The organism is Paraburkholderia caffeinilytica, from assembly GCF_051027425.1.
Lineage (GTDB): Bacteria > Pseudomonadota > Gammaproteobacteria > Burkholderiales > Burkholderiaceae > Paraburkholderia > Paraburkholderia caffeinilytica_A.
Genome location: NZ_CP186552.1, coordinates 2587124 through 2607907, shown reverse-complemented (window position 1 = coordinate 2607907; position 20784 = coordinate 2587124). Strand labels below are relative to the sequence as shown.

At 63.2% G+C, this 20784-nt stretch carries 19 protein-coding genes; 15 read left to right on the top strand and 4 right to left on the bottom strand.

The features are described from left to right. Nucleotides 1-56 precede the first annotated feature (56 nt). The 11 genes from ACOSV0_RS11390 to ACOSV0_RS11340 all read left to right on the top strand — a co-directional run bounded on the left by ACOSV0_RS11390 (nucleotide 57) and on the right by ACOSV0_RS11340 (nucleotide 11002). Nucleotides 57-1238: an acetyl-CoA C-acetyltransferase gene (locus tag ACOSV0_RS11390; RefSeq protein ID WP_434106297.1), complete on the top strand. Its 1182-nt coding sequence runs from the start codon at nucleotides 57-59 to the stop codon at nucleotides 1236-1238. 220 nt (nucleotides 1239-1458) lie between these two features. Next, the gene (locus ACOSV0_RS11385) at nucleotides 1459-2199 is read left to right on the top strand and encodes a 3-ketoacyl-ACP reductase (RefSeq protein WP_434106295.1); all 741 of its coding nucleotides are present in this window, start codon (nucleotides 1459-1461) and stop codon (nucleotides 2197-2199) included. A gap of 133 nt (nucleotides 2200-2332) precedes the next feature. Next, the gene (gene phaR / locus ACOSV0_RS11380; protein ID WP_434106294.1) at nucleotides 2333-2950 is read left to right on the top strand and encodes a polyhydroxyalkanoate synthesis repressor PhaR; all 618 of its coding nucleotides are present in this window, start codon (nucleotides 2333-2335) and stop codon (nucleotides 2948-2950) included. A 406-nt stretch (nucleotides 2951-3356) separates the two neighbouring features. Beyond that, a complete protein-coding gene (locus ACOSV0_RS11375; protein ID WP_434106292.1) occupies nucleotides 3357-4409 on the top strand; it encodes a tRNA dihydrouridine synthase in 1053 nt (350 codons plus the stop codon). 117 nt (nucleotides 4410-4526) lie between these two features. Further along, the gene (gene rimO, locus ACOSV0_RS11370) at nucleotides 4527-5918 is read left to right on the top strand and encodes a 30S ribosomal protein S12 methylthiotransferase RimO (RefSeq protein ID WP_434106290.1); all 1392 of its coding nucleotides are present in this window, start codon (nucleotides 4527-4529) and stop codon (nucleotides 5916-5918) included. Nucleotides 5919-6032: 114 nt separating this feature from the next. Further along, on the top strand, nucleotides 6033-6917 hold the full coding sequence (locus ACOSV0_RS11365; RefSeq protein ID WP_434110248.1) for a sugar kinase: 885 nt from the start codon (nucleotides 6033-6035) through the stop codon (nucleotides 6915-6917). 76 nt (nucleotides 6918-6993) lie between these two features. Beyond that, complete coding sequence (bktB, locus tag ACOSV0_RS11360; protein ID WP_434106288.1) at nucleotides 6994-8178, top strand: beta-ketothiolase BktB; 1185 nt, start codon at nucleotides 6994-6996, stop codon at nucleotides 8176-8178. A 121-nt stretch (nucleotides 8179-8299) separates the two neighbouring features. Next, nucleotides 8300-8992 carry a hypothetical protein gene (locus ACOSV0_RS11355; protein ID WP_434106287.1) on the top strand — a complete coding sequence of 231 codons (693 nt, stop codon included), beginning with the start codon at nucleotides 8300-8302 and terminating at the stop codon, nucleotides 8990-8992. 13 nt (nucleotides 8993-9005) lie between these two features. After that, complete coding sequence (locus ACOSV0_RS11350) at nucleotides 9006-10190, top strand: cystathionine beta-lyase (protein WP_434106286.1); 1185 nt, start codon at nucleotides 9006-9008, stop codon at nucleotides 10188-10190. A gap of 180 nt (nucleotides 10191-10370) precedes the next feature. Next, a complete protein-coding gene (locus ACOSV0_RS11345) occupies nucleotides 10371-10820 on the top strand; it encodes a hypothetical protein (RefSeq protein ID WP_434106284.1) in 450 nt (149 codons plus the stop codon). 50 nt (nucleotides 10821-10870) lie between these two features. Further along, on the top strand, nucleotides 10871-11002 hold the full coding sequence (locus ACOSV0_RS11340; RefSeq protein WP_434106282.1) for a hypothetical protein: 132 nt from the start codon (nucleotides 10871-10873) through the stop codon (nucleotides 11000-11002). 69 nt (nucleotides 11003-11071) lie between these two features. On the opposite strand, the gene serB is transcribed toward ACOSV0_RS11340, so the two are convergent. Then, nucleotides 11072-11911 carry a phosphoserine phosphatase SerB gene (gene serB / locus ACOSV0_RS11335; RefSeq protein WP_434106280.1) on the bottom strand — a complete coding sequence of 280 codons (840 nt, stop codon included), beginning with the start codon at nucleotides 11909-11911 and terminating at the stop codon, nucleotides 11072-11074. 373 nt (nucleotides 11912-12284) lie between these two features. Between serB and ACOSV0_RS11330 the strand changes: the two genes are divergently transcribed. Further along, nucleotides 12285-13547, top strand: coding sequence for a cytochrome P450 (locus ACOSV0_RS11330; protein WP_434106279.1), 1263 nt, complete (start codon nucleotides 12285-12287; stop codon nucleotides 13545-13547). Here the strand turns inward: ACOSV0_RS11330 and ACOSV0_RS11325 are convergent. Further along, nucleotides 13534-14499, bottom strand: a complete 966-nt coding sequence (locus ACOSV0_RS11325; protein WP_434106278.1) for a LysR family transcriptional regulator — start codon at nucleotides 14497-14499, stop codon at nucleotides 13534-13536. The two genes, ACOSV0_RS11330 and ACOSV0_RS11325, sit on opposite strands and share 14 nt — an antisense overlap. Nucleotides 14500-14660: 161 nt before the next feature. On the opposite strand from ACOSV0_RS11325, the gene ACOSV0_RS11320 reads away from it, so the two are divergent. Both ACOSV0_RS11320 and ACOSV0_RS11315 read left to right on the top strand, forming a co-directional pair. Beyond that, a complete protein-coding gene (locus ACOSV0_RS11320; RefSeq protein WP_434106277.1) occupies nucleotides 14661-15677 on the top strand; it encodes a zinc-binding alcohol dehydrogenase family protein in 1017 nt (338 codons plus the stop codon). A 254-nt stretch (nucleotides 15678-15931) separates the two neighbouring features. After that, entirely contained in the window at nucleotides 15932-16495 is a 564-nt protein-coding gene (locus tag ACOSV0_RS11315) for a DUF6013 family protein (protein ID WP_434106276.1), read from the top strand. A 22-nt stretch (nucleotides 16496-16517) separates the two neighbouring features. Here ACOSV0_RS11315 and ACOSV0_RS11310 read toward each other — a convergent pair whose 3' ends face one another. Both ACOSV0_RS11310 and ACOSV0_RS11305 read right to left on the bottom strand, forming a co-directional pair. Then, nucleotides 16518-17324 (bottom strand): ABC transporter permease, encoded by an 807-nt coding sequence (locus tag ACOSV0_RS11310; RefSeq protein ID WP_434106275.1) that lies wholly within the window; start codon nucleotides 17322-17324, stop codon nucleotides 16518-16520. After that, on the bottom strand, nucleotides 17321-18031 hold the full coding sequence (locus ACOSV0_RS11305) for an ABC transporter ATP-binding protein (RefSeq protein ID WP_434106274.1): 711 nt from the start codon (nucleotides 18029-18031) through the stop codon (nucleotides 17321-17323). Before ACOSV0_RS11305 ends, ACOSV0_RS11310 begins: the two co-directional genes overlap by 4 nt. Nucleotides 18032-18216: 185 nt before the next feature. Between ACOSV0_RS11305 and ACOSV0_RS11300 the strand changes: the two genes are divergently transcribed. Further along, entirely contained in the window at nucleotides 18217-20727 is a 2511-nt protein-coding gene (locus ACOSV0_RS11300; RefSeq protein WP_434106272.1) for an AsmA family protein, read from the top strand. Nucleotides 20728-20784: the final 57 nt, after the last annotated feature.

Here is a 20784-nt window from a genome sequence, read left to right as displayed (position 1 = left end):
ATTTTTAACTTGACGGGCTGCGGCGCATTTTGCCGATATGCCCGGAGGATATGGAAATGACTGATGTTGTGATCGTATCGGCCGCCCGTACGGCAGTTGGCAAATTCGGTGGGTCGCTGGCGAAGATCGCTGCGCCCGAACTCGGCGCTACCGTGATTCGTGCCGTGCTCGAACGGTCCGGTCTGAAGCCTGAGCAGGTCAGCGAAGTCATTCTGGGGCAAGTGCTGACGGCGGGCTCGGGTCAGAACCCGGCGCGTCAGGCGGTGATCAAGGCCGGGCTGCCCACGGCGGTGCCAGGCATGACGATCAACGTGGTGTGCGGCTCGGGCCTGAAGGCCGTGATGCTGGCGGCCAACGCGATCGTCGCGGGCGATGCCGACATCGTGATCGCCGGCGGTCAGGAAAACATGAGCGCCGCGCCGCACGTGCTGCCGGGATCGCGTGACGGTTTTCGCATGGGCGACGCGAAGCTGATCGACTCGATGATCGTCGACGGCCTGTGGGACGTCTATAACCAGTACCACATGGGCGTGACGGCGGAAAACGTCGCCAGGGAATACGGCATTACGCGCGAGCAGCAGGACGCGTTCGCGGCGCTGTCGCAGAACAAGGCGGAAGCCGCGCAGAAATCGGGCCGTTTCAACGACGAAATCGTGCCGGTCGAGATTCCGCAACGCAAGGGCGAGCCGCTGCGTTTTGCGACGGACGAGTTCGTGCGTCACGGCGTGACGGCTGAATCGCTGGCGGGTCTGAAGCCCGCTTTCTCGAAAGAAGGCACGGTCACGGCGGCCAACGCGTCGGGCCTGAACGACGGCGCGGCGGCTGTGCTGGTGATGTCGGCGAAGAAGGCCGAAGCGCTTGGCCTCAAGCCGCTCGCGCGCATCAAGGCTTACGCCACCTCGGGTCTGGATCCGAAGGTGATGGGCATGGGCCCGGTGCCCGCATCGCGCCGCTGTCTCGAACGCGCGGGCTGGACGCCGGCCGATCTCGACCTGATGGAAATCAACGAAGCGTTTGCCGCGCAGGCGCTGGCCGTGAATCAGCAGATGGGCTGGGATACGTCGAAGATCAACGTGAACGGCGGCGCGATCGCAATCGGTCATCCGATTGGCGCGTCCGGCTGCCGGGTTCTCGTCACGCTGCTGCACGAAATGCAGAAGCGCGATGCGAAGAAGGGGCTGGCGTCGCTGTGTATCGGCGGCGGCATGGGCGTCGCGCTGGCGCTCGAACGCGCTTGACGGACCACACGCCAGACTCGGTTGAGCTCAGTTGAGTTTTGGCAAGTGGTAAGCAGTAGGCAATAAGCAGGGTTGCCGCGCGTCACAGTCACATGGCAGCAGGTGGCGCGCGGTGAGTAGTGGCCTCGTCGGCCGGTCGCCCGGCGGCAGTGGAGATGAAGCACAGGCGAGGGAAGAGGCCGCCGGTCGGCGCCTCGAAAACGATAACGGAGTGTAGTTTATGACACAGCGAATTGCGTACGTAACGGGCGGGATGGGCGGCATCGGCACGAGCATTTGCCAACGGCTGCACAAGGAAGGCTTCAAGGTGGTCGCCGGCTGCGGCCCGAACTCGCCGCGCCGCGTGAAGTGGCTCGAAGAGCAGAAAGCGCTAGGCTACGATTTCATCGCGTCCGAAGGTAACGTCGGCGATTGGGAGTCGACCAAGGCTGCATTCGACAAGGTCAAGGCAGAAATCGGTGAGATCGACGTGCTGGTGAACAACGCCGGCATTACGCGCGACGTCGTGTTCCGCAAGATGACGCACGAAGACTGGACGGCGGTGATCGACACCAACCTGACCAGCCTCTTCAACGTCACCAAGCAGGTGATCGACGGCATGGTCGAGCGTGGCTTTGGCCGGATCATCAACATTTCGTCGGTGAACGGACAGAAGGGCCAGTTCGGTCAGACCAACTACTCGACCGCGAAGGCCGGCATTCACGGCTTCACGATGTCGCTGGCGCAGGAAGTCGCCACCAAGGGCGTGACGGTTAACACCGTGTCGCCTGGCTACATCGGCACCGATATGGTCAAGTCGATCCGTCCGGACGTGCTGGAAAAGATCGTCGCGACGATTCCGGTGCGCCGTCTCGGTCAACCGCAGGAAATCGGCTCGATCGTGGCATGGCTTGCCTCGGACGAATCGGGTTTCTCGACGGGCGCTGATTTTTCGCTGAACGGCGGTTTGCATATGGGCTGAGTCATTGGCGCGCCGCTCACAAGGCGGTGTGTTTCTGCTCAGATGGTTCCGGCGGCGTCTCGACTGTGCGATTCACGATGGCTCAGTCGGCATGACGCCGTTTCCGCGCTCAACTCGCGCTCAAAGGCGTTACATGACCACTACTACAAAGAAAACAGTCGAACGATTGATCAAGAAGTATCCGAATCGTCGGCTCTACGATACCGAGACAAGCACCTACATCACGCTGACTGACGTCAAGCAGCTCGTGCTGGATCAAGAGGATTTCAAGGTCATCGATGCGAAGAGCAATGAGGACCTGACGCGCGCCATCCTGCTGCAAATCATTCTCGACGAGGAGAGCGGCGGCTTGCCGATGTTCTCGTCGTCGATGCTCTCGCAGATCATCCGTTTCTACGGTCATGCGATGCAAGGCATGATGGGCACGTATCTGGAAAAGAACATCCAGGCCTTCATCGACATTCAGGCGAAACTCGCCGACCAGTCGAAGAATCTGTACGAAGGCAAGGCGATGAACCCCGAAGTCTGGTCGCAATTCATGAACATGCAGGCGCCGATGATGCAGGGCATGATGACCAGCTATATCGAGCAGTCGAAGAACATGTTCGTGCAGATGCAGGAACAGATGCAGACCCAGGCGAAATCGATGTTCGCCACCTTCCCGTTCACGCCCGGTGGCGCGGCGAATGCGGCTGGCGGTCCAGCCACGCCGGCTAATCCGCAAAGCAATCCGGAGCCGGAGAAGAAGTAACGGCGCAGAGCGCCGCCAACGCGGCGGGCACATCTGCACGTGTCCATCACACGTGCCGTCGTGGAGCGGTGTGCGCGGCGCGCCAGGGAGCGCTGAGCGCTGAGCGCTGCCGCTGTGGTTCCGCGTGCCGGGCCCAGGCGAATGGCCGTGGGCGCGGTACAATCGCGGGTTGCGTGCGTTGCCGCGTGGTTTCGTGGTGTGGTTCTCATGATCCTTCTGATCGAGCCAACCCCTTGACCCTGGACGCACGGTCCCCCTTTGTCGCCGTCGCCACCGCTGCATGCCAGCCTCGCCTATGTCGCAGATCCGTTTTCCCACCACGCCCGCGCCTTTGCTTCCGAGGGCCGGAGTTGTCAGCCTTGACTGACCCCAGGATTCGCAAAAGCAGCTTAGGCGCCGTTCTCGCATGAGCCAGCTGTTTCTTGCGCCTATGGAAGGGCTGGCGGACTACGTGTTGCGTGACGTGCTGACCAGCACGGGTGGATTCGACGGCTGCGTGTCCGAGTTCGTCAGGGTGACGGGTTCGGTGCTGCCCGAGCGTGTCTACGCGCGCGATACACCCGAAGTCCTGCACGGTGGCCGTACGCCTTGCGGCACGCCGATGGTGATTCAACTGCTCGGCAGCGATCCTGAATGGATGGCGCTGAATGCGGCCCAGGCCGCCAGTCTGTCGCCGCATGGACTCGATCTGAACTTCGGCTGTCCCGCTAAAGTCGTCAACCGGCATGGCGGCGGTGCGATGCTGCTGGCGCACCCCGAAGAGCTCAACCGGATCGTTTCGTCCGTGCGTGCCGCCGTGCCTGCCGGCATCCCCGTGACAGCAAAAATGCGGCTCGGCGTGTCCGATACGTCGCTCGCAATCGACTGCGCCACGGCGCTGGCGGAAGGTGGCGCGGCCTCCCTCGTCGTGCATGCCAGAACGCGTGACCACGGCTACCGGCCGCCGGCTCACTGGGAATGGATCGCACGTATCGACGGCGCCGTGAACGTGCCCGTCATCGCCAACGGAGAAGTCTGGACGGTGGACGACTGGGACCGGTGCCGGGCGGTCAGTGGCTGCGCCGACGTGATGATCGGGCGGGGTGCCGTGTCGGATCCTTTCCTGGCGCTGCGCATACGTGGACTGATGGACCGGTCGCCGTCCGGCGAGGAATGGCCGGCCGTGCTGACTTATCTCGCCGGTTACCTGAAAAAATTGCAAGCCCGTGTCGCCGCTCGCCATGAGCACGGACGCGTCAAAATGTGGCTTAGCTATCTGAAGCGGACCTGGCCGCAGGCCGCCGAATTGCATGCGGCCATCCGGCGCCTGCATGACTCGCGCGAAATTCTCGCGGTGATCGAGCAGGCCCTTGCGTTCAACGGCTTGAAACCGGCGCATCAAAGCGCGGCCCGCGGTCTGCTCGACCCGGCCATGCCCCGTCACCTGGCCGACTGCATGGCGGCCGGCGCGGTACAATAAAGGGTTGCGTGCGCGGGACGTTGTCCGGACTATGGTCTTTGTTGCCATCAGACCCCTTGGCCTTGCCGCACCGTCCCCATTTGTCGCCATCGTCACCGCTATACGCCGGACTCATCTATGTCGCAGACCATTTCCCCCATCGTGCCTACTCCTTCGACTCCGAAGGTCGGCTTCGTCAGCCTCGGCTGTCCTAAAGCCCTCGTCGACTCCGAACAGATCATCACGCAGTTGCGCGCCGAGGGCTACGAGATTTCCGGCACGTACGACGGCGCGGACCTCGTGGTCGTCAACACCTGTGGCTTCATCGACGAAGCGGTGCAGGAAAGCCTCGACGCGATTGGCGAAGCGCTCAACGAAAACGGCAAGGTGATCGTCACGGGCTGCCTCGGTGCCAAGCAGAGCGCGAGTGGCTCGAACCTGATCGAAGAAGTGCATCCGAAGGTGCTGGCCGTGACCGGCCCGCATGCGCTCGGCGAAGTGATGCAGGCCGTGCACAATCATCTGCCGAAGCCGCACGATCCGTTCATCGATCTGGTGCCGGCCGCCGGCGTGAAGCTCACGCCGCGTCATTACGCGTACCTGAAAATTTCCGAAGGCTGTAACCATCGCTGCACGTTCTGCATCATCCCGTCGATGCGCGGCGACCTCGTGTCGCGCCCGGTCGCCGACGTGATGCTCGAAGCGGAGAACCTGTTCAAGTCCGGCGTGAAGGAACTGCTGGTGATTTCGCAGGACACGAGCGCGTATGGCGTCGACGTCAAATATCGCACCGGTTTCTGGAACGGCAAGCCGATCAAGACGCGCATGACCGATCTGGTCGGCGCGCTCGGCGAACTCGCGGCGCAATACGGCGCATGGGTGCGTTTGCATTACGTGTATCCGTATCCGAGCGTCGACGAAGTCATTCCGATGATGGCCGAAGGTCCGTTCAAGGGCCACGTGCTGCCGTATCTGGACGTGCCGTTCCAGCACGCCCATCCGGAAGTGTTGAAGCGCATGAAGCGCCCGGCCAACGCCGAGAAAGTGATGGAGCGTGTGAAGGCGTGGCGCGAAATGTGCCCCGATCTGACGATCCGCAGCACGTTCATCGCCGGCTTCCCAGGCGAGACCGAAGAGCAGTTCCAGACGCTGCTCGATTTCATTCGCGAGGCGGAACTGGATCGGGTCGGCTGCTTTGCTTACTCGCCGGTCGAAGGCGCGAGCGCCAACGAACTCGACGGCGCGTTGCCCGACGAAGTGCGTGAAGAACGCCGCGCGCGTTTCATGGAAGTGGCGGAAGAAGTGTCGGCCAAACGGATCGCGAAGAAGGTTGGCAAGACGCTGAAGGTGCTGGTCGACGAGATCAATGCTGATGGCGGCATCGGCCGCACGGCGGCGGACGCGCCCGAGATCGACGGTGTCGTGTATATCGCGCCGGCCACCAAGGCGTCGAAGCGTTACAAGGTCGGCGATTTCGTGTCGGTGAAGATCACCGGTGCCGACGGCCACGACCTGTGGGGCGAGGTTTAAGCGATGACGGTGAGCATGACCGACACGCCGGACGGCGGGACCCCGGAAGGCCGGACCCCGGCAGCCCAAACAGCAGCGACCCGGCATCCGGAAATCCTCGCGCTCGGCGAGGCGATGATCGAATTCAACCAGTCGGCTAAAGATCAGCCGAACTATCTGCAAGGTTTCGGCGGCGACACGTCGAACTTCTGCATCGCAGCAGCACGGCAAGGTGCGAAGACAGGGTTCGTGTCGGCCGTCGGCAGCGACCATTTCGGGCGTCTGTTGATCGATTTGTGGGAGCGCGAGCAGGTCGATACGTCGCTCGTGCGCGTCGATCCGCACGCGTCTACCGGGGTTTATTTCGTTTCGCACGGTCCCGAAGGTCACGCGTTCGACTATTTGCGCGCGGGGTCGGCCGCGAGTCGCTACGCGCCGCACGATTTGCCGCTCGATGCGATCGCCGCGGCCAAAGTCATTCATCTGTCCGGTATCAGTCTCGCGATCAGCCTGAGCGCCTGCGACGCGGCGCTGGCGGCGATCGGGCATGCGCGGGCGAACGGCGTGCGCGTGAGCTTCGACACCAATCTGCGCCTGAAGCTGTGGCCGCTCGCAAGAGCACGTGCCGTGATGCTCGAGGCCATTCGTCAAACCGACATTTGTCTGCCAAGCTGGGACGACGTTACCGAACTCACCGGCTTGACCGGCCGCGACGAGATCGTCGATTTTCTGCTGTCGCACGGTCCGCGCGTCGTGGCGCTCAAGCTCGGTAAAGAAGGCTCGTATATCGCCACGCCCGACGAACGGCGCGTCGTGCCGGGCCACATCGTCAACGCCGTCGATGCAACCGGCGCGGGCGACTGCTTCGGCGGCGCGTTTATCGCGCGCATTGTTGCGGGTGACGATCCTTTTCAGGCGGCGCGTTACGCGAACGTCGCCGCAGCACTGTCCACGCAAGGTTACGGCGCGGTTGCGCCAATCCCCTTGCGCGCGACGGTCGAACACATCCTGGGCGGCTGATCACAACGCGCTGCGAGGCGCGCCCCGCAGCCCGCCAAGGCAAATCATCCTGAGAGACTAAAGAGAGGAGCGAGCGATGCAACGGGACGTAGTGGTGGTAAGCGGTGTGCGTACGGCAATCGGCGGTTTTGGCGGCAGTCTGAAGGATTTTCCGCCGACCGATCTGGGCGCACGCGTCGTGCGTGAAGCGCTGGCGCGCGCGAACGTATCGGGCGACGAAGTCGGCCATGTGGTGTTCGGCAACGTCGTGCATACCGAACCGAAAGACATGTACCTGGCGCGGGTGGCCGCGATCAACGGCGGCGTCGCGCAACATGCGCCCGCGTTGACCGTCAACCGCCTGTGCGGCTCGGGCCTGCAGGCCATCGTCTCGGCCGCGCAAAGCGTGCTGCTAGGCGACGCCGACATCGCCATCGGCGGCGGTGCGGAAAACATGAGCCGTGCGCCGTATTCCATGCCGGCTGCGCGCTTCGGTCAGCGCATGGGCGACGCGCGCCTCGTCGACATGATGGTCGGCGCGCTGAACGACCCGTTCCAGTCGATCCATATGGGCGTGACCGCCGAGAATGTCGCGCGCAAATACGATATCTCGCGCGAAACGCAGGATGCGCTCGCGCTCGAATCGCATCGCCGCGCGGCTAACGCGATTACGAGCGGCTACTTCAAGGACCAGATTCTGCCGATCACGATTCCTTCGAAGAAGGGCGACGTCGTGTTCGATACGGATGAGCACGCGCGTCTGAATGCAACGGCAGAAGACTTCTCCAAGCTGAAGCCGGTGTTCGCGAAGGAAAACGGCACGGTGACGGCCGGCAACGCATCGGGCATCAACGACGCGGCCGCGGCGGTCGTGCTGATGGAACGCAGCGTCGCTGAAAAGCGCGGTATCAAGCCGCTGGCGCGGCTGGTTTCGTACGCGCATGCCGGTGTCGATCCGGCCTACATGGGCATCGGCCCGGTGCCCGCCACGCGCAAGGCGCTCGAGCGCGCCGGCCTGACGGTCGCCGATCTCGATGTGATCGAAGCAAACGAAGCGTTTGCTGCTCAGGCGTGCGCGGTCAGCAAGGAACTCGGTTTCGATCCGGCCAAGGTCAATCCGAACGGCTCGGGCATTTCGCTCGGCCACCCGATCGGTGCGACGGGTGCATTGATCACCGTCAAGGCGCTGTATGAATTGCAGCGGATCGGCGGCCGCTATGCGCTGGTGACGATGTGTATCGGCGGCGGGCAAGGCATCGCGGCGATCTTCGAACGGATCTGAGGTCGGGGCGGGGGCAACGCGACGTGGCATGACACGTCGCGCTGCCCGTGTCGAACGAAGCCCGGCAGCAGGCAGGTAGCACGTAAGTATTGAGCGGTACCAGGCAACAAGGAAAGAACGGATGCGGGAATCGAAAGCGATGAAGGGTGCAATGCGTCAGCGCGGTTGGGCTGTTGATTGGGCTGTGGCTCAGAGGGGTTTCCTCCGGGGCGCAGTGATGACCGCATTGCTGTGTGCCGGCGCAGGGGCCGCGCTGCCCGTGCCGGCATGGGCGGAAAGCGACGCGGTGAAGGAGTTGGCGGCACCCCCGCCGATCCAGTTGCCGCTCAAGCCGAGCCCCGAATTCGCGAAGTTTCCGCGCTACGCCGGCATGCTGGGCTCACGTCAGATCGTCCTGCGTCTGGGCGCGAAAACCGACGACCCCGCCGGCGTGCACGGCGAGTATCAGTACACCGATACCGGCGAGGTGATCCTGATCGCGGGCGACCGCGACGGCGATACGCTCGAAGTCGAGGAATCGAACGACGGCACGCATATCACCGGCAACTGGGTGGGCAAGTTTGCCGCCGACGGTTCGGTGGCGGGCGACCGGATGAACGTCGACGATTCCGACCCGCAGCCGTTCGATCTGAAACCGCTGGCGGCGGGGCAGGCCGTGCCGGCTGCTTCTGTTGCTACGGGTGCCGGTGCGGCGGCCAGCAAGGCTGCGGTCACGCCGCAGTCTTCGGGTGGCGCAGCCGCAGCACCCGCCTCGGCGACGACGAGCGGCGGTCACGCGGTTGGCGGCGTTAGCAACCTGCAAATCGGCGAATAAGGCTAAATACACCATGCCCCAGTCCAAACTCAAACGCAGCCTGCAAACCCGCGTCGTGCGTCACGAAGACCAGCTCACACCGGGCTTCGAATCTTTCTCGATGCCGGTGACGCGCGCGTCGACGGTCGTGTTCCCCGATCTCGCGACCATGCGCGCGCTCGACTGGAAAAACGACGCGCAATGGCGCTATGGCCTGCACGCCACGCCGACTTCGCTTGCACTGGCGCAGCGGCTTGCCACCATCGAAGGCGGCAATCACGCGTTGCTGCAGCCTTCGGGGTTATCGTCGATTTCGAACGTGTACTTCGGCCTCGTGAAGGCCGGCGACGACGTGCTGATTCCCGACAATGTCTACTCGCCGAACCGCGATCATGGCGACTGGCTCGCGCGCGATTTCGGCATCACCGTGCGTTACTACGATCCGATGATCGGCGCGGGCATTGCCGATCTGATCCAGCCGAATACGCGTTTGATATGGCTTGAAGCGCCCGGTTCGGTCACGATGGAAGTGGCCGATGTGCCTGCCATTACCGCGGTGGCGCGTGCGCGCAATGTCGTCACGGCGATCGACAATACCTGGTCGGCAGGGCTCGGTTTCCGGCCGTTCGACCATGGTGTCGATATCTCGGTGCAGGCATTGACCAAGTACCAGTCGGGCGGCGGCGACGTCTTGATGGGCGCGACGATCACCGTCGATCGCGAGTTGCATCTGAAGCTGAAGTTAGCGCGCATGCGCATGGGTATCGGTGTGTCGTCGGATGACTGTTCGTTGATTTTGCGCAGCCTGCCGAGCATGCAGTTGCGATTCGAACAGCATGACCGCGCGGCGCTTGGCCTCGCCAGATGGCTGAAGACGCGGCCGGAAATTGCCGCGGTCTTGCACCCGGCGCTGTCCGACTGCCCGGGGCATGAGTTTTTCAAGCGCGACTTTACGGGCGCGGGCGGCCTGTTCTCAGTCGTGTTCGACGCACGTTATAGCGCGGCGCAAATCGACACGTTCTGCGAGTCGCTCGAACTGTTTTCGCTCGGCTGGAGCTGGGGCGGCGCGCACAGTCTCGCGATGCCGTACGACGTCGCCTCGATGCGCACGGCAGGCGAGTGGCCGTATCGCGGTACGTTGGTGCGGTTCTACATCGGCCTGGAAGAAGAAGCCGACTTGCGCGCGGATATCGAACAGTGTCTGGCGGCGCTGGGTTAAACGCCTGCACGCAGCTTGTTGACGGTTGAAAAAAAGCCCATCGGGATCTCGTCCTGATGGGCTTTTTGTTTGTCAAGATAGCCAGTAAGCCTAACCATTCGGCTGAATAGCCGGCACGGAATCTCGACGCTACGATGGTGCGTACCATAACTAACAACTACTGCACAATGGTGAGCTTCGATGAATCTATTTTTCTGGCTGTTGCTGAATCTTGGCGTGCCGATTGTCGGCCCGATCTTTACGCTGGCGCTCGTCGCCCCCACGCACGGCTGGCGCGTCGCGAGGGTATTGATCGCCGCATCGGTGAAAGGCGGCCAACTGTTCTGGTGTGCGATCGGACTGTGTGCGGCCGCGGTTTATGAGGCGGTGACAGCACTGGAGCGGGGACGTGGCGGGGTGCCTGCGCTGGAGGGCGCCATTGCTGGCTTCTGTATCCTGGCATTCGTCTGTTCGAATATCGTGATGTCGTCTTTGGTCAATACACGCCATGATCAAACGGCCACGTGTATTCGTGAGAGACGGAAACGGTTTGCGGCGGGGGCGTTGTCGCGCGTGGCAATCGCGACTTCGGTTCTTGCAACCTCTCTTGCGGCCACTCTGTTTGCAATCCTACATGTGCACCTGATTTAGATTTTTTAGATAACGCAGCTCTTATACTGATCTACTTTTAGGAGGCACTCATGCATAAACTATTCACGTTTCTGGAATCCGACGAAAACTACGCCCGTGTCCTGAAGTGGTCCAATGTTGTGATCTGCGCCACTGGGATCTACATGTTGGGCATCTTCGCGATTGCCCATTTCAGCAAATAATTCTCGTACCGGCGCTGGCCGCCATTGCCCGGCGCTGGCCGCCTTTGCGTCGGCCAGCGCACTCAAGCCTCAGAACAATCGCAGCAACCCATCCAGCCCAACGTGGTTGAACGCCACGCTGGCTGCTTCGCGTACCACCGGCTTCGCGCGGAACGCTACGGAAAGTCCCGCAGCAGCCATCATTTTCAGATCGTTCGAACCGTCGCCCATTGCAATCGCGCGGGTCGGCTCGATGCCCAGTTGGGCGCATGTCTCGCGTAGTGTGCGTGCCTTCACGTCGGCGTTGACGATCTCGCCGACTACGTTGCCGGTCAATTTTCCATCAACGATTTCGAGCGTGTTCGCGCGCGTGAAATCGAGGCCGAGCCGCGCTTTCAGCTTCTCGGTGAAAAACGTGAATCCGCCTGACACCAGCAGCGTTTTCAATCCCGCCGCTTTCGCGCCGGCCAGCATCCGTTCGGCACCTGGCGAGAGTTGCAGCCGTTCTTCATAAACACGTTCGAGCGCGCCGGCATCGAGTCCTTTGAGCAGCGCCACACGGCGCGTCAGGCTCTCGTTGAAGTCCTTGATTTCGCCGCGCATCGAGGCTTCTGTAATTGCGGCGACCTCTGCTTTCAGTCCGCAGAAGTCGGCGATTTCGTCGATGCATTCGATCGTGATCAACGTCGAGTCCATGTCCATCGCGACGAGGCCGAAGTCACGCAGCTGGCGGCCGGTTTCGACAAACGCATAGTCCAGTTGATGCGTGCCGCAATAGACCTCGAGGTCGGGGCGTTGCGCAATGTTCGCATCGGCAATGCGAATCGCGTTCGCGTCGATGACGGCGGCGTGCGAGCCGCGCGCGAGCGCGACGAGCGTTTTGTGGTGGTCGGCGGAAAGGGGCGCGGTGCTTTGGATAACGAGGTTCATGGACGACCCATTGACGCAGAAAAGGACGGGCGCGCGACGCGCGCGGGAAATCCCGCCATTGTAACGGTTCGGTAGCATGCGCCCGCCAAGGAAACCTGCAACCAGGCAGAAGCCCACCGGCCCGACACGAGACAATAACCACCTCGCCAGGAAACTTGCCACGCAGCCAGTCGCGCACCACCGCCAGGCAATCCGCCGTGCAATCATCAGAGGCCCGCGTCATACTGACGCTTCGAACGACGCCTCGCATCCATCGACGTAACCATCGAGCCTATCGTACCTATCGAGCCCGCAGCGCCCATGAGGCGCGCAGCACACCGCGCACGATAAGCATCGGCACCCGCGACGAGGCGCACCACCACGGAGACAAGCCATGCCCCCCGCGACCGCCAGCGACGCGTCCATCCTTGCGCGCGACTTCGATCTGCGCCACCTGAGCCCCGCGTTCTATGCCGACCCGTACCCGGTCTACCATGCGCTACGCGCCCATGACCCGGTCAAACGCATGCCGGACGGCTCGCTCTTTCTGACGCGCTTTCGCGACGTGCAGGCCGTCTACCGCGATCCGAAAACCTTCAGTTCCGACAAGACCGTCGAATTCAAGCCGAAGTACGGTGACTCGCCGCTCTACACCCACCACACCACCAGTCTCGTCTTCAACGATCCGCCGCGGCATACGCGGGTCCGCAAACTGATTGCCGGCGCACTGACGGCTCGTGCCATCGCGGCGATGGAGCCGGGCCTGATCCGCCTCGTCGATGGCTTGCTCGATGCGGCCGCGGTGCGTGGCCGCATCGATCTGATCGGCGAGTTCGCGTCGGCGATTCCGGTCGAGATCATCGGCAATCTGCTGGATGTGCCGCACGCCGAGCGCGAGCCGTTGCGCGACTGGTCGCTGGCGATACTTGGCGCGCTCGAGCCGTCGCTGAGCGAGGCACAACTTGAGCGGGGAAACCGCGCGGTCAGCGAATTCGTCGACTATTTGCGCGATCTGGTGGCGCGGCGCCGGCGCGAACCGGGCGATCCGCAGCATGACGTGCTGACGCGCCTGATCCAGGGCGAGGAGGGCGGCGAGCAATTGTCGGAAGCGGAATTGCTGCAAAACTGCATCTTCATCCTGAATGCCGGTCATGAGACCACTACGAATCTGATCGGCAATGGTCTCGTCACGCTTACCGATTGGCCCGAACAGCGCGCCGCGCTACGGAGCGAACCAGCACTTATCGAGTCGGCGATCGAAGAGTGTTTGCGCTTCGAGAGCTCGAATCAGTTGGGCAACCGGATGGCCACTGTGGATACGGAGATTGGCGGCGTCGCGGTTGCACGCGGTACGCCTGTCACGTTGTGCATCGGCGCGGCCAATCGCGATCCCGAGCAGTTCGCGGACCCGGACCGCTTCGACATCCGTCGCGATCCGAACCGGCATCTGGCGTTCGGCTTCGGCATTCATCAGTGCGCGGGGTTATCGCTCGCGCGACTCGAGGCGCGCATCGCCATTGGGCGCTTCGTGCAGCGCTTTCCGGCGTACCGGCTCGACGGCGAACCGACACGCGGGGGACGGGTGCGGTTTCGCGGCTTCGCCGCGGTGCCGGTCGAGCTCGAGCCGGCGAGCACCGCCGGCCTCATTCCGGCCTGACGTCCCAATAAGGCGGATCGCCGAAATGTGCAGCGAGGAACTCAATGAACGCGAGCGTCCTGGGCGGCACGAAGGCGCGGCTCGGATAGACCGCCCAGATGGCCACATTTTCCGCCAGCGGATAGGTATCGAGCACGCTCACGAGTTCGCCGCTGCGCAGATACTGCGCCACATCCCAGGTCGATTTGAGCGCGATGCCGAAACCGGCCAGCAAGGCGTCGCGGATCACTTCGCCATTGTCGGTGACGAGGCGTCCATTCACGCGCACCGCGAGCGGGCCGGCGGGTGTGACGAAGGCCCAGTCGCGCTGATCGGACAGGATCATGCATTCGTGCTGGGCGAGGTCCGAAGGATGATGCGGCGTGCCATACGCGGCGAGGTAAGCGGGGGCGGCACACAACACGCGATGATTCACGGCCAGGCGCCGCGCTACCAGCGACGAATCCTTGAGCACGCCGATGCGGATCGCCACGTCGATCCCCGCATCGACCAGATCGACCAGATGATCCGTCAGCCGCAGATCCACGCTGACGCCGGGATAGCGGCGCAGAAATTCGCTGATCACCGGCGATACGTGCTGGCGCCCGAACGACGAGGGCATCGACACCCGCAAGCGCCCCTGCGGCTCGGCCTGCGCGCGGCCCACTGAGGCGCGTGCGGCATCGGCCGCGTCGAGCAGCGCCTCGGCGCGTGTCATGAACACTTCGCCGTCCTGCGTGAGACTGATGCGGCGGGTGGTCCGATGCAGCAGGCGCGCGCCGAGGCGCTTTTCCAGCTGCGCGATGCGCGAACTCGCCACCGCCGCCGACAGGCCGAACTCGCGACCGGCCGCCGACACATTGGCGAGCAGCGCGGCGCGTACGAACAGGGCGACGTCGAGCAGATCCAGTCGTTCCCGCTCAACGGAGGAGGGTTTGACGGCGGTTTTTGCAGGATGCTCAGGAAAGTCCATTCTTCTGAAATTCAAAAAGATGTTTTAGTCATTATGACGGTTTTATGAGAATAAGGATCGCCGTAGGATGACGTCAATGCGATCGATTGCCCGCACTGCGCGAGGCGCCGGCGGCAAAGATCGCGGGTCTCTCAACCTCATCTGAAAGAACAGGAGCTGTGATGAAAGCCGTAGGCCTCTATCGTTATTTGCCAATCGATCAAGCCGAATCTTTGGTCGACGTCGACATTCCCAAACCCGAAGCCGCCGGTCGCGATCTGCTGGTGAAGGTCGAAGCCATTTCCGTCAATCCGGTCGACACCAAGGTGCGCGCCCCGAAAGACACCGTCGAGAAAGCGCCGCGTGTGCTCGGCTGGGACGCCGCCGGCACGGTGGTGGCGGTTGGGCCGGACGTCACGCTGTTCAAGGTCGGCGATCCGGTTTTCTATGCCGGCAGCATCACGCGGCCGGGGGCGAATAGCGAATTCCATCTGGTCGACGAACGCATTGCCGGGCGCAAGCCGGCGTCGCTCGATTTCACCCACGCGGCTGCTTTGCCGTTGACCGCGATCACGGCCTGGGAGGCGCTGTTCGACCGCCTCGGCGTGTCGCCGCAAGGCGCGGACGAAGGCCGCACGGTGCTGATTATCGGCGGGGCGGGCGGGGTCGGTTCGATCGGCATCCAGCTGGCCAAACAACTCGCGAAGCTGAAGGTGATCGCGACCGCCTCACGCCCTGAATCGGCCAAATGGGCGACGGAATTGGGCGCGGATCACATCGTCAATCACTTCGGCGATATGCCCGCACAATTGAAAGAGCTGGACATCGACCAGGTCGATTACGTGCTGATCTTCAACGATACCGACAAGAATTTCCCCGCGGCTGCCGAAGTGCTCAAGCCGCAGGGCGGCATCTGCACGATCGTCGAAAACAGCCAGCCGCTGCCGGTCGAACTGTTGAAGGCGAAAAGCGGAGCATTCCACTGGGAGTTCATGTTCACGCGTTCGATGTTCAGCACGCCGGACATGATCGAGCAGCATAAGCTGCTGACCGAGGTGGCGCGTCTGGTCGACGCGGGCACATTGCGTACGACGGTTGGACAGGATCTGGGCAAGATCAACGCCGCGAATCTGCGCCGTGCGCATCAACTGCTCGAAGAGGGGCGCGCGATCGGCAAGCTGGTGTTGACGGGCTTCTGAGCAGCGCAAAAAGCGCTTCACCGCAAGCGGGGTAACACCCGACTCGTATGAAGCGCGCGCCGCGCCGCTTGGCGGTAGACTGGTGGGGCATCATGCTAAAACAGTTGCGTGTCTCGCGGCCCGTCCGGCCGGGCCTGAAGCAGGAATCTTCAGGCTTTATCGGGCTCTATCAGGCCTCATCGGGCTCTGGTCAGGCGGTGCATCGGCAATAGCGCTTAGGCGAGCGCGCAGCGGCACAACAACGAGGTGACAGTATGAGCTCCAGCTTCAAACTCTCCGCCGTTTCAGTTGTTGCTTCTCTCGCATGCGCTCTCGCGCCCGGCATGCTTGTGCCGGCAGCCTACGCGGCCACGCCGATCACGGTGACGTCGCAGGCGGCCCTCGACGGGCCGATCCGCTACACGGTCCGCGTCACGTCGAAACAGTTCGGCAACTCACAGGAAACGCGCACGATTCGCTCCGGCGAATCGGACGATTTCACGTGGAAAACCGTGCCGCCAGGCGGCCCGGTGCCCGCGACGGATGCGTGCCCGAATTATTCGTCGCTTCCGACGGATACCAACGGCGCGATGATTCGTCAGACGCAGATCCGCTTTGCACCGGTCGTCGCCGGTGATGGTACGGCGTCCGTGCAACTGAGCTTCCAGGCGCAGACGCCGCACGGCGTGAAGACGGTGACGAGCGGCGGCAAAACGCTCAAGTGTCCGAACGACGTGAGCGTCAGTCAGATTCTGCGTTTTACGATGCCGGTCAACGGCAGCACGAAAACGCTGACGTTGAATGACGGTACCGAAGTGGCGGTCACGGCGAAACGTTAAGAGGTGCGCGGCGCGGCTTCGCTCAACGCCGCGCCGCAGCCCGCTCCACCAGCCGCGCGGACAGAAACCGGTGTTCCGCCGAGAAGAGCCGCCGATATGTGAGCAGCACCGCGCCCACTGTCCCCAAGGCTGACGACGCCGCGATCAGGAACATGATCACGATCTGATAGCGCACTGCCTGCAACGGCGACTGACCGGCGAGCACCTGCCCGGTCATCATGCCGGGCAAGCTCACCACGCCGACCACGGCCATCTGATTCAGCGTGGGCATCATGCCCGCGCGCACCGCCTGGCGCGCCGGCGCCTGCGCCGCTTCCCAACGGGTCGCGCCGAGCGCGAGCGCCATGTCCACGCGGTCACGCCGCGCGGTGAGTTCCTCGGTCATCCGTTCGATGCCGAGCGACACGCCGGTCAGCGTATTGCCGAGGATCATGCCGAGAATCGGAATCGCGTATTGCGGCTCGTACCACGGGTGAATGCGGATCACGACGAAGAGTCCGACCGCGGCCACCAGCCATGAGCTGACCCAGATCGACAGCACGCTGTCCACCCGCTGGCCCGCATACGTGCGATTGCCGCGCTGCGCGCCCGCGAAGCCGGCGATCAGCGTCATCACGACCATCAGGGGCAGCACCACGAACCAGTGGTCGTAACGGAACACCCAGCCGAGCACATAGCCGATCGCCAGCAACTGCACGACGGTGCGGACCGCCGCCCAGGCGAGCTTGCGTTCGAGATCGAGCTTGAGCGCCACCGACACCACGCCGTTCACCACGATCAGCAGCGCGGCGATTGCAACGTCCCACAGACTCAGATTTTGCAATGTCATTGACCGAGCTCCTGGTGCGCAGGCGTGACCGCGGATTCGTCGAGCACGCCGGCACGCATCGTGAGGTGCCGCTCGCTCATGCGCGCGGCCTGGGCCGGATCGTGCGACACCCACATCGAGGCATGCCGCCCGGGTTCGGCCGCGAACCACGCGTGCACCAGCGCCTCGATCGCGTGCGACGATTCCGGATCGAGCGACGCGGTGGGTTCGTCCAGCAGCAGCACTTCGGGCGCGAGTTGCAGGACGCGAATCAGCGCGGTGATCTGCGCTTCTCCGCCGGACAATTCGCTCGCGCGTTTGTCGAGAAAATCGTCGCCGCGGCCGGCCTGGGCGGCGAGGCTCGCCGCGTGCGCGCGATCGAAGCGCACGTCGCGATAGGTACGTAATTCGAACGGGTAACGTAGATTGTCTTCGACGCTGCCGTCGAGCAGCGCGGGCCGCTGCCGGATATACGCGACGTTGCGCCGGTAACGCGGAATGGCCGCGCGCTCGACCGGTGCGCCGTGCCACATGATGCGTCCCGCATCGAGTGGATCGAGCAGGGCGAGGGCGCGCAGAAACACGCTTTTGCCCGAGCCCGACGGGCCGGTGACCGCGACACGGTCGCCTGCGCAGAGGGCGAAGGTCGTCGGTTGCAGCAGCGTTTGTCCGCGCAAGGCATCGCGCCGGGCAATACCCTCGGCGAAGACGAAGGGAACATCGGTCATGAGTGGGATCGAGGTGGATTTTTGTGTGGATTCGGCGGCCGCCATGACATTCCCTTACGTTTCCATGGACGGGAAACCTGTGCCCGAACTGTGCGGCATGATAAAACGGCATCTATCAGACAATATTACCAGGCACGATACGTGCTGTCCCGATGTACAACGAAGAACAACGACGGAGCTTCTCAATGGCGGTGCCGAGCACAATTGGACGGCGGATAGGAAAAATCATCGCATGGTTACTGGCGATCATCGTCATTCTGATTGTCGCGCTGACAATTTTCATCCTGACCTTCGACTGGAACCGGGCCCGGCCTTACATCAACGACAAGGTCACGCAGGCAATCGGCCGACCGTTCGCGATCAATGGCGATCTGAAAGTAGGCTGGCAGCATCCGGTCGGCGAGACCGGCTGGCGTGGCTGGGTGCCCTGGCCGCGTTTTTCGGCGGCCAACATTGCGGTAGGCAATCCTGACTGGACCAAACAGCCGCACTTCGCGACGCTCGACGAAATCGACTTTCAGATCAAGGTGCTGCCGCTGCTCGCGCACGATATCGTGATTCCCGCGATCAATCTCGTGAATCCGTCGGTCGACCTCGAACGCCTGCTCGATGGGCGCAACAACTGGACTTTCAAACTGGCGTCGTCCAGCGGGCCTTCCGAGTGGACGCTCGATCTGCACGACATCGCGTTTGCCAAGGGCAATATCGCGCTGTCCGATCAGCAGCAGAAGGTCGAGATGGCGATGGCCATCGATACGCTCGGCCAGCCGATTCCGATCGGCGAGGCCATGAAACAGCAGGAAGCGGCGTCACGCAATGCCTCGGCGGAAGCGGTGGGTAAAGCGGGCGCGCGCAAGCTCACCGCGCAGGCTAATGCGCAGGCGGCATCGGAAGCCGCGGCGGCTTCTGCGGCGGCGGCTTCCGGTGCTTCGTCGACGGAGATCGGCGCTTCGGGCGCGACCGCGGCGAATGGCGCGTCTGGCGCGCCGGTTGCCGGTGGAACGATCGGGGCAAGTGCGGGTGCAAGCGAGGGTGCAAATAAGAGCGCAAGCGAGGGTGCGAGCGGTGCGGCGGTAGCCTCGGCGTCGAACGCCGGCGAGGCGGGTACGGCGACCGGCGCGAAGCCGGTGATCCCACCGTACGCGATTGGCTGGACCGTCAAGGGCACCTACAACAAGACGCCGGTGTCCGGCAGCGGCAAGGTGGGCGGCGTGCTGGCGTTGCAGGACGCGAACCGGCCGTTCCCGGTTCAGGCCGACGTGAAGGCCGGCGATCTGCGCGTCGGTCTGGTCGGCACGATCACCGATCCGGCGCATCTTGCCGCGGTCGATTTACGTCTCTGGCTGCAAGGCAACAGCCTGGCACGGCTGTATACGCTAACAGGCGTGACCTTGCCCGACACCCCGCCCTATGCGACTGATGGGCGCCTCGTCGGCCAGTTCAAGTCCGGCGGCAACGTCTTCAGGTATGAAAATTTTACGGGCCGGGTGGGCGGCAGCGATCTGAACGGCTCGCTGACCTACACGGCGCGTGAGCCGCGTCCGCTGCTACAGGGCGAGCTGGTATCGCATCTGCTGCAATTCGCCGATCTGGCGCCGATCATCGGTGCGGACTCTAAAGCCAGCAAGGCCAAGCGCGGCGATACGACGGTGCAGCCGGGCAACAAGGTCTTGCCGGTCGAAGAGTTCCGCACCGACCGTTGGAAGTCGATCGATGCCGACGTGAAGTTCACGGGCCGCCGCATCGTCAAGGACTCCAGCCTGCCGATCACGGACTTGTACACGCACGTCGTGATGACCGACGGCGTGCTGTCGCTCGAACCGCTGAAGTTCGGCGTGGCGGGCGGTTCGTTGTCGTCGAATATTCATCTGGACGGCAGCGCCACGCCGTTGAAGGGCCGCTTCGCGACTTCGGCGCGGCATCTGAAGCTCAAGCAGTTGTTCCCGAACGTCAAGACGATGCAGAACGCACTTGGCGAAATCAACGGCGACGCCGCGTTGAGCGCGACCGGCAATTCGCCGGCGGCGTTGGCGGCGACGTCGAACGGCGAGGTGAAGGCGTTGATCACCGACGGCACGGTGAGCCGCCTGCTGATGGAAGCCGCGGGGCTGAACGTGGCCAACGTGGTCTATGAAAAGCTGTTCGGCAATCGCGACGTGAAGATCAATTGCGCAGCGGCCGACTTTGTCGCGACGAACGGCGTGCTGGATTCGCGTGTTTTCGCGCTCGACACGGACGACGCGGTGATCAACATCGACGGCAATGTGAATCTGCGCGACGAATCGATGAATCTTGGCGTGCATCCGCATACCAAGGGCTTCCGGGTGTTTTCGCTGCGCTCGCCGCTGTATGTGAAGGGGACGTTCAAGGACCCGCACGTGGGCGTGGATGCCGCCGCGCTGGCGCTTCGAGGCGGCGCCGTTATCGGGCTCGGGCTGATCAATCCGTTTGCGGCGCTGATTCCGCTGCTCGCGCCCAGCAATAACAAACCGCTGCCGTGCGGGCAGTTGCTGTCGCAGGTTCGTCAGGCGCCGACCGCACCGCCGCCGGGCGTCAGGCAGCAGCCTAAAGCGGCCATTTCCCTCGACGGTGCGCCGGTCAACAAGTCTGCCGGCGGCGCATCCTCGCCGGCTGCCGCCGGAAAGAAGCCCGCGCTCACGTTACCGGCCAATGCGGCCGAATATAAGGGGAGCTGACGTTTTCTCTATGCCCGCGGACTGGTTGAATCGATCCTTCGGCGCTGCCATGGAGAA

Excerpts from the sequence above, each read along its gene's own strand:
- ACOSV0_RS11315 (WP_434106276.1), top strand. The coding sequence starts at position 15,932 with ATGAGCTCCAGCTTCAAACTCTCCGCCGTTTCAGTTGTTGCTTCTCTC.
- ACOSV0_RS11305 (WP_434106274.1), bottom strand. The coding sequence starts at position 18,031 with ATGACCGATGTTCCCTTCGTCTTCGCCGAGGGTATTGCCCGGCGCGAT.
- ACOSV0_RS11325 (WP_434106278.1), bottom strand. The coding sequence starts at position 14,499 with ATGGACTTTCCTGAGCATCCTGCAAAAACCGCCGTCAAACCCTCCTCC.
- ACOSV0_RS11390 (WP_434106297.1), top strand. The coding sequence starts at position 57 with ATGACTGATGTTGTGATCGTATCGGCCGCCCGTACGGCAGTTGGCAAA.
- serB (WP_434106280.1), bottom strand. The coding sequence starts at position 11,911 with ATGAACCTCGTTATCCAAAGCACCGCGCCCCTTTCCGCCGACCACCAC.
- phaR (WP_434106294.1), top strand. The coding sequence starts at position 2,333 with ATGACCACTACTACAAAGAAAACAGTCGAACGATTGATCAAGAAGTAT.
- ACOSV0_RS11320 (WP_434106277.1), top strand. The coding sequence starts at position 14,661 with ATGAAAGCCGTAGGCCTCTATCGTTATTTGCCAATCGATCAAGCCGAA.
- ACOSV0_RS11340 (WP_434106282.1), top strand. The coding sequence starts at position 10,871 with ATGCATAAACTATTCACGTTTCTGGAATCCGACGAAAACTACGCCCGT.
- bktB (WP_434106288.1), top strand. The coding sequence starts at position 6,994 with ATGCAACGGGACGTAGTGGTGGTAAGCGGTGTGCGTACGGCAATCGGC.
- ACOSV0_RS11365 (WP_434110248.1), top strand. The coding sequence starts at position 6,033 with ATGATCGAATTCAACCAGTCGGCTAAAGATCAGCCGAACTATCTGCAA.
- ACOSV0_RS11355 (WP_434106287.1), top strand. The coding sequence starts at position 8,300 with ATGCGGGAATCGAAAGCGATGAAGGGTGCAATGCGTCAGCGCGGTTGG.
- ACOSV0_RS11300 (WP_434106272.1), top strand. The coding sequence starts at position 18,217 with ATGGCGGTGCCGAGCACAATTGGACGGCGGATAGGAAAAATCATCGCA.
- ACOSV0_RS11385 (WP_434106295.1), top strand. The coding sequence starts at position 1,459 with ATGACACAGCGAATTGCGTACGTAACGGGCGGGATGGGCGGCATCGGC.
- ACOSV0_RS11330 (WP_434106279.1), top strand. The coding sequence starts at position 12,285 with ATGCCCCCCGCGACCGCCAGCGACGCGTCCATCCTTGCGCGCGACTTC.
- ACOSV0_RS11310 (WP_434106275.1), bottom strand. The coding sequence starts at position 17,324 with ATGACATTGCAAAATCTGAGTCTGTGGGACGTTGCAATCGCCGCGCTG.
- rimO (WP_434106290.1), top strand. The coding sequence starts at position 4,527 with ATGTCGCAGACCATTTCCCCCATCGTGCCTACTCCTTCGACTCCGAAG.
- ACOSV0_RS11345 (WP_434106284.1), top strand. The coding sequence starts at position 10,371 with ATGAATCTATTTTTCTGGCTGTTGCTGAATCTTGGCGTGCCGATTGTC.
- ACOSV0_RS11350 (WP_434106286.1), top strand. The coding sequence starts at position 9,006 with ATGCCCCAGTCCAAACTCAAACGCAGCCTGCAAACCCGCGTCGTGCGT.
- ACOSV0_RS11375 (WP_434106292.1), top strand. The coding sequence starts at position 3,357 with ATGAGCCAGCTGTTTCTTGCGCCTATGGAAGGGCTGGCGGACTACGTG.